The following is a 12,722-nucleotide window of genomic DNA, read 5'->3' as shown; positions in this document are numbered from 1 at the left end:
GCACTTTAACAGTACTTGCTCCGCATTAAAAGTACTTTTTGCGCAAATTTAAAACATGTTTTTTGACAATATTTCAACCGGGAAATATTACCGTCGCCGCCGCTTCCAGCCTGCGGCGACGGCCTGCTGCATTACCCTTTGATCAGTCAAAAACCAGGTTCGGCAACCACAGCGAAATCTGCGGCACGTACGTCACCAGCGCCAGGAATGCCAGCATCGTCAGCAACCACGGCATCACTGCAATAGTCAGCTCGGTAATCCCCATCTTGGTAATGCCCGAGGCCACGTACAGGTTCAGGCCGACCGGCGGATGGCACATGCCGACTTCCATGTTGACCACGATCAGGATGCCGAAGTGGACCGGGTCGATGCCCAGCTTCATCGCCACCGGGAACAGGATAGGCGCCATGATCAGCACGATCGACGACGGCTCCATCACATTGCCCGCCAACAGCAGCAGCACGTTGACCACCAGCAGGAAGGTGATCGGACCAAGGCCGCTGTCGGTGATCATCGCCGCCATCGCCTGCGGAATGTTTTCGCTGGTCACCAGGAACGAGAACAGCACCGCGTTGGTGATGATGTACAGCAGCATGGCCGACATCGAGGCGGAGTCCAGCAAGACCTTGGGTACTTGTTTCAGGCCCATGTCCTTGTACACGAACACCGCAATGATGAAGGCGTACACCGCCGCCATCGCCGCCGCCTCCGTCGGCGTGAAGATCCCGGTATAGATGCCGCCCATCACGATCACGATCAGGAACAGGCCCCAGCCGCTCTTGCGAAAAGCCGCACCGCGCTCCGCCCAGCTTGCCTTCGGCAGGCGCGGATAGTTGTGCTTGCGCGCCAGGTACCAGGTGGTCAGGCCGAGCAGGAAGGCCAGCATCAGGCCCGGCACCACGCCGGCCATGAACAGCTTGCCCACCGAGGTGTTGGTCGAGACCGAGTACATCACCATCACGATCGACGGCGGAATCAGGATACCCAACGCGCCCGAGGTCGTGATGACGCCCGCGCCGAATTTGTTGGGGAAACCCTGGCGCACCATCGCCGGCAGGATGATCGAACCGATCGCCACCACGGTCGCCGGCGAAGAACCGGACACCGCTGCGAACAAGGCGCATGCCATCACGCCCGCCAGTGCAAGGCCGCCGTGCCAGTGACCGACCATCGCCGTGGCGAAGTTGATCATGCGCCGGGCAACGCCGCCGTGCGTGAGGAAGTTGCCCGCCAGGATGAAGAACGGGATCGCCATGATCTCGAACTTCTCGATGCCGGTGAACAGCTTCAGCGCGACCGACTGGATCGGTACATCGGTCATGGTGAACAGGAAGGTCAATACCGTCAGGCCGAGCGAGATCGAGATCGGCATGCCGGTCAGCATCAGGCCGAACAGCAGGACGAAGATAATGGCTGCGTTCATACTTTTCCTCCTGCGATTTCTTCGTCGAGGCCTTCGACGTAGGCGTGGTCGTGTTTAGGCAATTCACCGGTCTTGATGAAGGCCCAGCAGACCTGCAGGAAACGGAAACACATCAGGTAGGAACCGAGCGGCACGGCCATGTAGACCATCCACATCGGTATTTCCAGAACTTCGGAAGTGCTCGAGTGCTGTGAGATTTCCCAGACGAACTGTGCACCCAGCGTACCGACGATGCCGGTAAACAGCGCGCCGGCCAGCAGTCCCAGCACCACGAACTTGTTGCGCCATGGCGTGTTCATGCGATTGATCAGCACATCGACGCCGACGTGGATGCCGGTGCGCACGCCGTACGCGGCGCCGAACTTGGCCATCCACACGAACATGAAAATACACAGCTCCTGCGCCCAGCTGGTGTTGATTTGTATCAGCTGGTCCTGCAACCAGGGAATCGGCAGGCCGGAGGCATAGCGGTGCAACACCGCCACGAAGATGATGACGGTCGCACCCGCCATCAGGAAGGCGATAAGCCACTCTTCCAGGTGGTCCAGAAATTTAAGCATTGTTTCTCCTCGTTGGATGTAAGTGCGGGAATGGGGATAGACGGATCAAACCGAACGAACCGCTATCGAACGTTGCCCCATCCCTGTCAGATCTTTTTTCTCAGGCGACACCTTGTGCCGCCTGAGCTCGTCTTATTTTTCTGACTGCTTACTTCTGACCCAACGCGGCGGCTTCCTTGTTGACCGCGGCGATCAGATCCTTGCCGATGCGGTCGGCCATTTGTGTCTGCACCGGCAGCAGCGCCTTGCGCCATTCAGCCTTTTCCTTGTCGTTGAGGCGATAAATGGTGGTCTTGCCGGTCTTTTGCACGGCGGCCAGCGCGGCATCGTTCTCTTGCTGCGCGATGGCGTTGGCGTACTTGGTGGCATCCTTCATCGCGCCTTCCAGCGCGGTGCGGATGTCAGCAGGCAAGCCGTCCCAGAACTTCTTGTTGACGATCACGGCGTAGCCCAGGTAGCCGTGGTCGGAGACCGTCACGTGCTTCTGCACTTCATGCATTTTCTGGGTGTACAGGTTCGATGGCGGATTCTCGGTGCCGTCGACCACGCCGGTCTGCAGTGCCTGGTAGACCTCAGAGAAGGCCAGTACTTGCGGATTGGCGCCGAGCGCGCGCATCTGCGCATCGAGTACCTTGGACGACTGGATGCGCATCTTCAGGCCGCGGAAGTCAGCCGGCACGTGCAGTGGTTTGTTGGCCGACATGCCCTTGAAACCGTTATCCCAATAGGCCAGACCGGTGATACCCTTTGGCTCCAGCTTCTTGAACAGGTCCTTGCCGATCGGACCTTCGGTCACGCGGTACAGCACTTCCTTGCTCGGGAAAATATACGGCAGGTCGAAGACCTCGAATTCCTTCACGCCCAGCGGACCAAACTTGGCCAGCGACGGCGCCAGCATCTGCACCGCGCCCAGTTGCAGCGCTTCCAGTTCTTCCTTGTCCTTGTACAGCGTGCTGTTCGGATAGACCTCGACCTTCACGCGCCCCTTGGTGGCTTTTTCGGCCAGCTCCTTGAAACGCTCGGCGGCCTTGCCCTTGGGCGTGTCATTGGCGACGACGTGGCTGAACTTGATGACGATAGGCGCCTGGGCGAAGGCGTTGCCTGCGATGATCGTTGCGGCGGTGAGCGCAAAAACTAATGACTTGAGCTTCATGGTTGTCCCCTTTTTTGGTTTAGAAAATAGTGTAAAGGTGTGGTCACAATTCTGACTGAGCGCATTTTGACATGACAAAAAGCTGACACAACTGTGGATAACCACAATTTGCATGACGCATTGCAACATCTGACGTACGTCCGACGAACATCGTCCACCGTAAGTCTGCTCGCGATAAACTACGCGCATCGAGCCATCGCCCACTTCCGAGTCCATGAAGCCGCAGCACATCTCCTCTCCCTCCCACCTGTTGTCGCCGGGGCGCCGCCACCTGCTGCGCTGGGTCATGCCCATCCTGCTGGTGCTGCTGTTCCTGATGACGCTGATCTGGCTGCCGCGCCAGGCGCAACAGATGGAGTCGAGCGAACGCCAGGAACAGCTCATCGCCGATTCGCTGTGGGTCGAGCAGGCGATCCGTTTCCAGCTCAGCCGCGACGATGAGAGCATGCGCCTGATCGCGCGCGAGATCGTCAACGAGCACCTGAAAAAAGACCAGTTCCGCAGCCGCCTCAACGCGCTGCTGCGCAACAACCGCGAGTTCTATCGCGTCACCTGGTTCAGCGCCGACGGCAAGCCGCTCGCTTCCACCGACGATTTCCCGGTCGCGCGCCACGAATTGTCGACGCCGTCGCAACAGGCCGAAGAGCAGGCGCGCACGATTCGCCGACCGATCTACAGCGCCCCCGCCGTGCCGCCCGGGATCGCCGAGCCGGTGGTGATGGATTACCACATCCCGCTGTTCCGCGAGAATCATTACCTCGGCAGCGTCGTCGCCAGCTATTCGGTGGCGCGCGTGCTCAATGAAATGGTGCCGTGGTGGTTCGCCCAGGACAACGAGATCGTCCTCACCGACACCGACGACAAGGTGGTCGCACGGCGCACGGCCGGCGGCCCGGGCCTGAACGTCTACACCCATCGGCGCGAACTGGAGCTGCCCGGGCTGACGCTGCGACTGCACACCAACAGCACCAAGAGCGCGCCGAAGCTGCTACCCAATCTGCTGGTCGGCTCGGTCATCGTGCTGTCGCTGGGCCTGCTGTGGAGCCTGTGGGCGCTGTGGCGCGACATCAATCGCCGCATGACGGCGGAAGAAGCGCTGGTGCATGAAGTGTCGTTCCGCAGCGCGATGGAAAACTCGCTGGTCACCGGCATGCGCGCACGCGACCTCGAAGGTCGCATCACCTACGTCAATCCGGCCTTTTGCAAGATGGTCGGCATCCCCGCCGACGAGCTGGTCGGCAAGATCCCGCCGATGCCCTACTGGGCGCCGGAAGCGATGGACGAATACCAGGAGCGCTTCTCCAACGTGCTGGCCGGCCGGATTACGCCGCAATTCGAAACCATCTTCCAGCGCAAGGACGGCGAGCGTTTTCCGGTGCTGATTTTCGAATCGCCGCTGGTCGATCAGAACGGCAAGCAGACCGGCTGGATGGGATCGATCCTCGACGTGACCGACCGCAAGCGCGCCGAGGACCTGAGTCGCATGCAGGAAGAAAAGCTGCAGACTGGCGCACGCCTGGCCAGCATGGGCGAAATTGCCTCGACCCTGGCGCATGAGCTGAACCAGCCGCTGGCGGCGATTTCCAGCTACACCACGGGTGCACTCAACATGATGCAGAACGGCGCACTCGATCCAGCCTCGCTGCAACCTGCGCTCGAGAAAATCAATACCCAGGCGCAGCGCGCCGGCAACGTCATCCGCAGCGTGCACCAGTTCGTCAAGAAGCGCGAGCCGACGCGCCAGCCGGTGTCGATCAAGGGCATCGTCGACAACATTGCACCGCTGGTGGAACTGCAGGCGCAGCAATTCCTGGTGGTGGTGCAGACCGCGATTCCCGCCAACCTGCCCAATGTGCTGGGGGATGCGGTACTGCTTGAGCAGGTGCTGCTCAACCTGACCCGCAATGCCATCCAGGCGATGGCGGCGATCGCGCCGGAGCGCCGCATCCTGCGGATTGCCGCCGCACTCGACCGGCAGACGTCGTCGCAGCAATCGACCCAGCAATCCGTGGTGGTGTCTGTGACCGACCAGGGCCACGGCATCCCGCCCGAAGTCGCCGCCGCCCTGTTCTCGCCGTTCTTCTCGACCAAGGCCGAGGGCATGGGGATGGGGCTCAACATCTGCCGCACCACCATCGAATTCCATGGCGGCACGCTGACCTATGCCAACAACCCTGCCGGGGGTACAATCTTCCGGTTTTCCTTGCCTTCCCTGCCCGGGCAGGACTCTGCGGTTTGAACCAGAACAAAAACGCGCGCCTTCGGCCAAGCGTCACTATTTCACATGGCATCGATGCTGCACATTGTTGACGACGAAGAGATCATCCGTGATTCGCTCACGTGGCTGGCGCAATCGCGCGCCATTCCCGCCATCGCCTACGCCGGCGCCGCAGCCTTTCTGGCGGCAATGGAGCAGGCCGGCCCAGACAGTTTCGACGTCGACGGCGAATGCATCCTGCTCGATGTTCGCATGCCGGATCAAAGCGGCGTGGCATTGTTCGACACGCTCAAGAGCCGCGGCGTCACACGGCGGCGTCCGGTGATTTTCCTGACCGGCCATGGCGATGTGCCGATGGCGGTCGACATGCTCAAGAACGGCGCCTTCGATTTTTTTGAAAAGCCGTTCAACGACAACCAGCTCATGGACCGCGTGCTGGAGGCTTTGCAGGCCTCGCGCGAAGCCGGCGAACAGGACGCCGTGCGCACGCGCCTGGACTCGCTGTCGACACGCGAACGCGAAGTGCTGAACCTGATCCTGGCCGGCAAAATGAACAAGGTCATCGCCGACGAGCTCGGCATCAGCATGCGCACGGTGGAAGTGCACCGCGCCCACATCTTCGACAAAATGAACGTCAAGACCGCCGTCGAACTTGCGCGCCTGCTCAAGTAACAACCAACGCAAGCCGAATACCCATGCAAGTCATCTCACTGTTGCTGCCCGATTTCATCCTGATCCTGATGGGCGTGATCATCTTTCGCATCACCAACTGGGGTGAAGCGTTCTGGGCCGGCATGGAAAAGATGGTCTATTACCTGCTGTTCCCGGCACTGCTGTTCTATTCCACCGCGCGCCTGCAACTCAATCTGGAGACCACCGGCAAGTTTGTCGAAGTCGGCGTGCTGGCGCTGCTGGCCGGCGTAGCGCTGACCTGGATCGGCAAGCCCTTCATCAAGGCCGGTCCGATGACCTACGAGTCGGGCATGCAGACCGCCTTCCGTTTCAACTCCTACATTGCGCTGGCGCTGGCGTCACGCCTGGCGGGCGAAAAAGGCGTGGGATTGATGGCGCTGCTGATCGGCTTCGGCGTCCCCTTGTGCAACATGGCCGCAGTGCATGCGCTGGCCCATCGCAGCGGTAACCTGGGAAGCGAGCTGGCGCGCAATCCCCTGCTGATCGCAACCGGTTCCGGCCTGCTGTTCGCGCTGTGCGGGTTCACCTTGCCGGAAGTTGCCGGCGCGGTCTTGTCGCGTCTCGGCAGCGCCTCGATTGCGCTGGGTCTGCTGATGGTCGGCGCGGGTCTGCGCCTGGCGGGAATACGTGAAGACAAACTGATGACGACCTACTTCACTGCCATCAAATTACTGGCGGTGCCGGCCGTCGCTTATGTGCTGGGACGCTGGCTCGAACTGCCGCAGCTGCAGCTGCAGATCGTCGTGCTGTTCTGCTCGCTGCCGACGGCGTCGAGCTGCTACATCCTCGCTGCGCGCATGGGCGGCAACGGCCCCATGACGGCCTTCCTGATTTCACTCGGCACGCTGGTGTCGGCAGTGACGATTCCGTTCTGGTTGATGCTGGTGCATTGAGAGGCATCGTCGCCCCGGCTCTCACCAGGACGACGGTTTTACCGTGGAGCTTACTTAACTTGCCCGGCCGGCTCCAGCACAATCCGATGCACCGTCGCCTCCTCCACCGCCTTGCGTGAATACAGCAGCGGGAAGTATTCCCCGTTCAGCCATTTGTCGGCCAGGTCGCGATAATGCGGGCTGTCCGGGTCGCCCGATTGGCCCGGCGAATTGACCGCTTTGGAGTTATCCCAGTTACCGACGTCGACCACCACCCGGAACGACGGGCCGTTGGTCTGGCGGAAGTCGCTGGGGCGATAGGTCGACTGGTTCGGCGAATAGGCGCCGCCGTGTTTCGGCAGTGGTCCGACGTTCAGTTTCGCGCGCGTCGCCTCGTCCACCACACCGGCCAGCGGATGTTCCATCAAGTTGTGATGCAGCTTGCCCCATTGCCATTTGCTGGCGTCATCGCCCTGCAACTTCACCATCTCGGCAAAGGCGCCAGCCAGACTCGTCAGCAAGACGTCATCGCGCTTCTTCGCCGCGTCGGCGCCAAACCGGGCCTGCGGCTGCTCCAGCGTGTCCAGCATCACGGCGACATCGGGCGCGCCCATCGCCGCTGCCGCTTCCTTGCTCAGCACGGCTTCCTTGAAGGCCTTGCCCAGGTGGCGTGTGAGCCAGACTTCATACAGCGCGGCCTGCGGTGAATCGACGCGTTCGACATAATCCCAGCTGTTGAAAATATTTAACGCCGCTTGCGTCTGCGCATCGCCCGACGTCAACGGCTTGAGCAGCGCGCCAAGCCGGCGTGCGGGAATCGCCAGGTCGTCGTTCTGCAGGCGCATCGAATCTTCCAGCGACACCTTCGGCAATGAGGCCAGCACTTCGCTGATGCGCGAGAAGCGCGAATTGTTGGTCCACTCGAAGCCGAGCTTGCGCTCGCGGTAAGGATAGTCGTCCGGCAGGTTCATCTGGTTGGCCGACGCGAACCAGCCCTGCTTGGGGTTGTAGGTTGACGGCAGCTGATCGCCGGTCCAGAATCCGGCCCACTCATAGCGACCGTCGCCCGGCACCGGCAGCAAGCCGTCCCAGTTCGGACGCTTCGGCGCGAGACCGCCCGGCACCCAGCCGATGTTGCCCTTGACGTCGGCGTAGACCTGGTTCTCGGTCGGCGCGCCCCAGTTCAGCATGGCGCGCTTGAAGGATTTGAAATTCTTGGCGCGCATGTAATCGATGCTGCCGAAGTACGGCGACATGCCCGGCTCCAGCCAGCCGGAGCGCACGGCGAAGGCGCGGTTCTTTTCCTGCTCGACGAAGATCACCGGACCGTGCCGCGTGAACTTCAGCTCGGCAGTTGTCGATGTGCCGCCCTTGACCTTGATCGCTTCGCGCAGGACCTTGAAGCGCTCCCACTTGCCCTGGTATTTGTACTCGTCGGGATTGTCGGGATTGAGCTCGTAGACATAGAGGTCTTCCTGGTCGATGTTGAAGATCGTCAGGCCGAATGCAATGGTGCCGTTGTGGCCGATCGACACACCCGGCAAGGCCGGCTCGCCGGCGCCGATGACGTTCAGGCCCGGCGCGCTCAGATGCGTGATGTAACGCAGCGACGGTGCAGAGTAAGCGCGATGCGGATCATTGGCCATGATGGCGCGACCGGTGGCGGATTTTCCCGGCGAGACCACCCAGTTATTACTGCCTTCCATGGTCTCTTCGGGGTTCTCGGCGGCGGCAATGCGGATAGTCGCGCCTTGATCATCGGCTGCGGTGCTCAGACTTTCCTTGGTTATCTTGACGTTTTGCGTGGCCAGCCCGAATACCTTGAGCAAGTCCTTGGGCAGGCAAGGATCAAGGCCCTGCGGCATGATCGCCTCCCATTGCGGCGTCAGGCCGGAGCGAATTTCATCGGACTTGAGATCGGCCTTGCAGGCGACGTTGGCGCGCGCGACTTCGCTGGTGAGGTTGCGCGTGAGGCCGTGGCTGCGGATGCGCACCACGTCCTCGGCCTGCCAGCGAGCCGGCAGGTAAGCCAGTTGCTTGAACTCATACGGCAGCCGCTCGGGATGCGCCGTGACATAGTCGACATAGGCGTTGATGCCGGCGACGAAGGCGGTCGCCACGTGTTCGGAATGCTTGCCGTAGGATTTCCACTCGCGCTGCATATCTCCGCGATAGAGGAACAGGCGCGTCGCCTGGTCTTGCGCGACGTAGGCCGGACCGAACACTTCGGACAATTGGCCCAGTCCACGGCGACGCCACAAATCAATCTGGAACAGACGATCACGCGCGGCGTTGAAACCCTGCACGAAGAAGGCGTCGTCCTGGCTGGCGGCATAGATGTGCGGCACGCCCCATTTGTCGACGAGGATCTCGGCCTTCTTGTGCAGGCCGGGGACGCGCAGGGTTTCGGATTCGCCTGCCGCATGGGCCGTCATGGACAGCGCCATCGCGGCGCAACCGGACAGCAGCAGCGCAGCGGATAAAGGTTTCAGTTTTGTCATCAGGTGTCTCCATCTATATTTTTTATGGAGACAACACTTTACAAGGAATGTTGCGCCAGCGCCCACTCAACGTGTTCGCGCACCAGTTCGGAAGGATGCTCGAGACGCGCGTGCAGCGCCGCGACGATGTCCGCATCGCCCTTGTGCGTGCCGGCGGCGTTGCCGAGGCCGACCGCCATGTTGCGCAGCCAGCGTTCGTGGCCGATGCGGCGGATTGCGCTGCCTTCGGTGTTGCGGTTGAAATCGTCTTCGCTCCAGTTCAGCAACTCGACCAGCGAAGCGCTGCCGAGACCATGGCGCGCGTCGAAGTCAGGCAAGGTCGAGGTCTGGGCGAACTTGTTCCACGGGCAGTACAGCTGGCAGTCGTCGCAACCATAGACGCGGTTGCCGATCAGGCTGCGCAGCTCGACCGGGATGCTGCCCTTGAGCTCGATGGTGAGGTAGGAAATGCAACGGCGCGCATCGAGCTCGTACGGCGCGACGATGGCCTGGGTCGGACAGACGTCGATGCAGGCGCTGCACTGGCCGCAATGCGGCGTAATCGGTTCGTCGACCGGCAGCGCCAGGTCGGTGAACAGTTCGCCGAGGAAAAACATGGAGCCGGCTTCGCGGTTGAGCAGCAGCGTGTGTTTGCCGCGCCAGCCGAGGCCGGATTTTTCTGCCAGTGCGACTTCCATCACGGGCGCCGAATCGGTGAAGACGCGATAGCCGAAGGCGCCGATCTCCTTCTCGATGCGGCCGGCCAGTTGCTGCAGCCGCGCGCGCAAAACTTTGTGGTAATCGCGGCCGCGGGCATACAGCGAGACCACCGCTGCGCTGCCGTCGGCGCCGCGCCCTTCTTCGCGCTCGCGCCAGTCGGGGGCGGTGTCGCGCGGCAGGTAAGGCATCCGCGCGGTGATCACGCGCACCGTGCCGGGCACCAATTCGGCGGGCCGGGCGCGCTTCATGCCGTGGCTTGCCATATAATCCATCTCGCCGTGGTAGCCCTTGTCCAGCCACGCCTGAAAACCCGCCTCCCGATGCGACAGATCGACGTCGGCAATGCGCAGGTCGGCGAACCCGAGTTCGCGCCCCCAGGCTTTGATGGTGTCGGCAAGTGCTACAAGGTCAGTCATCGATCGTTTTCACTACGTCGCTTAAAACAAGAATCAAACAAGAATTTATGCAGCCATCGCGTCACACCCATTTGCAGGATGAAGCCGGCACCGCAGCCCTGGGCGCATCGCTGGCCCAGGTGCTGGAACCCGGCATGGCGATCTACCTGCACGGCGACCTCGGCGCCGGCAAGACCGCGCTCACGCGGGCGCTGCTGCATGCCGCCGGCTACGCGGGACGCGTCAAAAGCCCGACTTACACGCTGGCCGAACCGTATGAGGTGAAGCTGGCAGACCGCATGGTAACCGTAATCCACTTCGACCTCTACCGCATGGCCAGCCCGGAAGAGTTCCTGGATGCGGGTTTTCGTGAACATTTCAACGAAAACAGCATCTGCATCATCGAATGGCCGGAAAAGGGCGACCCCGTGTTGCCTGCTCCGGATATCAATATCTCGCTAACGGTTGCAGGACACGGACGTGATGTAGAATTACGAGCGTTGTCTGACAAGGGTCATCAATGCCTCGCTCGACTGAAATTCGCTCCAAATCTGTGACATCCAAGACTCGCCGCACCATCCTCAAGGCAGGCGGCACGCTCCTCGTCTCCGTATTGACTCCCCTGCCGGCGCTGGCCTCGCAAATCCTCGCGGTGCGCGTGTGGCCGTCCGACGACTATACCCGCGTCACGCTGGAAAACGACAGCAACCTCAAGGTAACCCACTTCATCGTCAAGAATCCGGAACGCCTGGTGGTCGATATCGAAGGCATCGACCTCAATTCGACGCTGAAAGACCTGGTCGCCAAGATCCAGCCCAACGATCCCTATATCAAGCAGGTCCGCGTCGGCCAGAACCGCCCCAGCGTAGTGCGGCTGGTGTTCGACCTGAAGGACGAGATCAAGCCGCAGGTGTTCACGCTGGAGCCGGTCGGCGAATACAAGTACCGTTTCGTCATCGACCTCTACCCGGCCAACCCGCCCGACCCCATCGCCGCGCTGATCCAGAAGGGCAACTGGCCCAAGGATCAGCAGGCCGAAGTCAGGCCGCCGCTGGCCGAAGCCAAACCTGATCCCAAAGCTGCGCCGCAAGTACAGGATGAAGATCCGCCGTTCGCCGCCAAGGCCAGACCGCAGGACGACACCAAGCTGCAATTGACGCGCATGATCACCATCGCGCTCGACCCCGGCCACGGTGGCGAAGATCCCGGCGCCATCGGCAGCCGCGGCAACCGCGAAAAAGACGTGGTGCTGTCGATCGCCAAGCGCCTCAAGAAGAAGATCGAAGAACAGCCGAACATGCGCGTCATGCTGACCCGCGACGCCGACTTCTTCGTGCCGCTGGGCATGCGCGTGCAAAAGGCGCGCAAGGTGCAGGCAGACCTGTTCATCTCGATCCACGCCGACGCCTTCGTGCAACCGACCGCGCGCGGCTCCTCGGTGTTCGCCCTGTCGGAAAAAGGCGCCAGTTCAACCGCGGCGCGTTGGCTTGCCAACAAGGAAAATTCGGCCGACATGATCGGCGGCGTCAACATCAAGACCCACGACAAACAATTGGCGAGCGTCCTGCTCGACTTGTCGACCACCGCCCAGATCAATGACAGCCTGCGCATTGGCAATGCCGTGCTCAAGGAAATCGGCGGTATCAACAAGCTGCACAAGGGCGCCGTCGAGCAAGCCGGCTTTGCCGTGCTGAAGGCGCCGGACATCCCCAGCATCCTTATCGAGACGGCTTTCATCTCCAATCCGGAAGAAGAAGCCAAGCTCACCGACAACAGTTATCAGGATGACATGGCCGACGCCATCATGACCGGCATCAAGAAGTATTTCTCGAAAAATCCGCCGCTGGCCAAGAACAAGCTGACCTGAGTTGATCGGGGTCTGCCCCGTCTGCGCCACTGTCTCTTCCACTCCCGGCCATCGCGCCGGGAGTTTTCATTTGGACCGCTTTTTTTTGCCGGGCGGCATCGTAACCGGCCTCCAAGGCCGAACAGAACTGTATTCCCGCCTCATTTCCGCCCATCGCAGCAGCCCCGCGCGGCCGTATGATGAATTGTCTCGCGAGGCATCGGAGTTGCTCTCTTGCGTCCGGGGACAATCATAAAGAGCAAACTGGCGTCCGTTGCTGTCACCGGCCTCCGGTTGCTCAAAAAACACAGCGTCATCTTCCACTGCCATACCCAAGGTATTTTCCGACAGCAATATCCGCA

The 12,722-nt window shown here is 61.3% G+C and carries 10 protein-coding genes; 5 read left to right on the top strand and 5 right to left on the bottom strand.

Annotated features, from left to right (window positions below; translation table 11 throughout):
• Positions 1-142: 142 nt before the first annotated feature.
• From ACIROW_RS09305 to ACIROW_RS09295, 3 genes are all read right to left on the bottom strand, one after another.
• Positions 143-1,423, bottom strand: coding sequence for a TRAP transporter large permease (locus ACIROW_RS09305; protein WP_402274459.1), 1,281 nt, complete (start codon positions 1,421-1,423; stop codon positions 143-145).
• Positions 1,420-1,983 carry a TRAP transporter small permease gene (locus tag ACIROW_RS09300; protein WP_402274458.1) on the bottom strand — a complete coding sequence of 188 codons (564 nt, stop codon included), beginning with the start codon at positions 1,981-1,983 and terminating at the stop codon, positions 1,420-1,422. The genes ACIROW_RS09305 and ACIROW_RS09300 overlap by 4 nt, the downstream gene beginning before the upstream one ends.
• Before the next feature lie 148 nt (positions 1,984-2,131).
• The gene (locus ACIROW_RS09295; protein ID WP_402274456.1) at positions 2,132-3,136 is read right to left on the bottom strand and encodes a TRAP transporter substrate-binding protein; all 1,005 of its coding nucleotides are present in this window, start codon (positions 3,134-3,136) and stop codon (positions 2,132-2,134) included.
• Positions 3,137-3,350: 214 nt separating this feature from the next.
• Between ACIROW_RS09295 and ACIROW_RS09290 the strand changes: the two genes are divergently transcribed.
• The 3 genes from ACIROW_RS09290 to ACIROW_RS09280 are packed head-to-tail and all read left to right on the top strand — an operon-like array spanning position 3,351 to position 6,940.
• The gene (locus ACIROW_RS09290) at positions 3,351-5,375 is read left to right on the top strand and encodes a PAS domain S-box protein (protein ID WP_402274453.1); all 2,025 of its coding nucleotides are present in this window, start codon (positions 3,351-3,353) and stop codon (positions 5,373-5,375) included.
• A 54-nt stretch (positions 5,376-5,429) separates the two neighbouring features.
• Positions 5,430-6,026: a response regulator transcription factor gene (locus ACIROW_RS09285; protein ID WP_402274965.1), complete on the top strand. Its 597-nt coding sequence runs from the start codon at positions 5,430-5,432 to the stop codon at positions 6,024-6,026.
• A 23-nt stretch (positions 6,027-6,049) separates the two neighbouring features.
• Positions 6,050-6,940: an AEC family transporter gene (locus ACIROW_RS09280; protein ID WP_402274451.1), complete on the top strand. Its 891-nt coding sequence runs from the start codon at positions 6,050-6,052 to the stop codon at positions 6,938-6,940.
• Between the two features lie 50 nt (positions 6,941-6,990).
• Here the strand turns inward: ACIROW_RS09280 and ACIROW_RS09275 are convergent, their stop codons facing one another.
• Both ACIROW_RS09275 and queG read right to left on the bottom strand, forming a co-directional pair.
• Complete coding sequence (locus ACIROW_RS09275) at positions 6,991-9,420, bottom strand: penicillin acylase family protein (RefSeq protein ID WP_402274449.1); 2,430 nt, start codon at positions 9,418-9,420, stop codon at positions 6,991-6,993.
• Positions 9,421-9,458: 38 nt separating this feature from the next.
• Positions 9,459-10,535, bottom strand: a complete 1,077-nt coding sequence (gene queG / locus ACIROW_RS09270) for a tRNA epoxyqueuosine(34) reductase QueG (protein ID WP_402274447.1) — start codon at positions 10,533-10,535, stop codon at positions 9,459-9,461.
• A 47-nt stretch (positions 10,536-10,582) separates the two neighbouring features.
• On the opposite strand from queG, the gene tsaE reads away from it, so the two are divergent.
• Both tsaE and ACIROW_RS09260 read left to right on the top strand, forming a co-directional pair.
• Positions 10,583-11,071 (top strand): tRNA (adenosine(37)-N6)-threonylcarbamoyltransferase complex ATPase subunit type 1 TsaE, encoded by a 489-nt coding sequence (gene tsaE, locus ACIROW_RS09265; protein ID WP_402274444.1) that lies wholly within the window; start codon positions 10,583-10,585, stop codon positions 11,069-11,071.
• On the top strand, positions 11,035-12,381 hold the full coding sequence (locus ACIROW_RS09260) for an N-acetylmuramoyl-L-alanine amidase (RefSeq protein WP_402274441.1): 1,347 nt from the start codon (positions 11,035-11,037) through the stop codon (positions 12,379-12,381). The genes tsaE and ACIROW_RS09260 overlap by 37 nt, the downstream gene beginning before the upstream one ends.
• The last annotated feature ends 341 nt before the right edge of the window (positions 12,382-12,722 follow it).

This window comes from Herbaspirillum sp. NPDC101397 (genome assembly GCF_044767325.1).
Taxonomy (GTDB): domain Bacteria; phylum Pseudomonadota; class Gammaproteobacteria; order Burkholderiales; family Burkholderiaceae_D; genus Herbaspirillum.
This window is presented reverse-complemented; position numbering and strand designations above follow the sequence as displayed.

Coding starts and splice junctions, on each gene's coding strand:
- ACIROW_RS09285 (WP_402274965.1), top strand. CDS start 5,430: ATGCTGCACATTGTTGACGACGAAGAGATCATCCGTGATTCGCTCACG.
- tsaE (WP_402274444.1), top strand. CDS start 10,583: ATGCAGCCATCGCGTCACACCCATTTGCAGGATGAAGCCGGCACCGCA.
- ACIROW_RS09290 (WP_402274453.1), top strand. CDS start 3,351: ATGAAGCCGCAGCACATCTCCTCTCCCTCCCACCTGTTGTCGCCGGGG.
- ACIROW_RS09300 (WP_402274458.1), bottom strand. CDS start 1,983: ATGCTTAAATTTCTGGACCACCTGGAAGAGTGGCTTATCGCCTTCCTG.
- ACIROW_RS09305 (WP_402274459.1), bottom strand. CDS start 1,423: ATGAACGCAGCCATTATCTTCGTCCTGCTGTTCGGCCTGATGCTGACC.
- queG (WP_402274447.1), bottom strand. CDS start 10,535: ATGACTGACCTTGTAGCACTTGCCGACACCATCAAAGCCTGGGGGCGC.
- ACIROW_RS09260 (WP_402274441.1), top strand. CDS start 11,035: ATGCCTCGCTCGACTGAAATTCGCTCCAAATCTGTGACATCCAAGACT.
- ACIROW_RS09280 (WP_402274451.1), top strand. CDS start 6,050: ATGCAAGTCATCTCACTGTTGCTGCCCGATTTCATCCTGATCCTGATG.
- ACIROW_RS09275 (WP_402274449.1), bottom strand. CDS start 9,420: ATGACAAAACTGAAACCTTTATCCGCTGCGCTGCTGCTGTCCGGTTGC.
- ACIROW_RS09295 (WP_402274456.1), bottom strand. CDS start 3,136: ATGAAGCTCAAGTCATTAGTTTTTGCGCTCACCGCCGCAACGATCATC.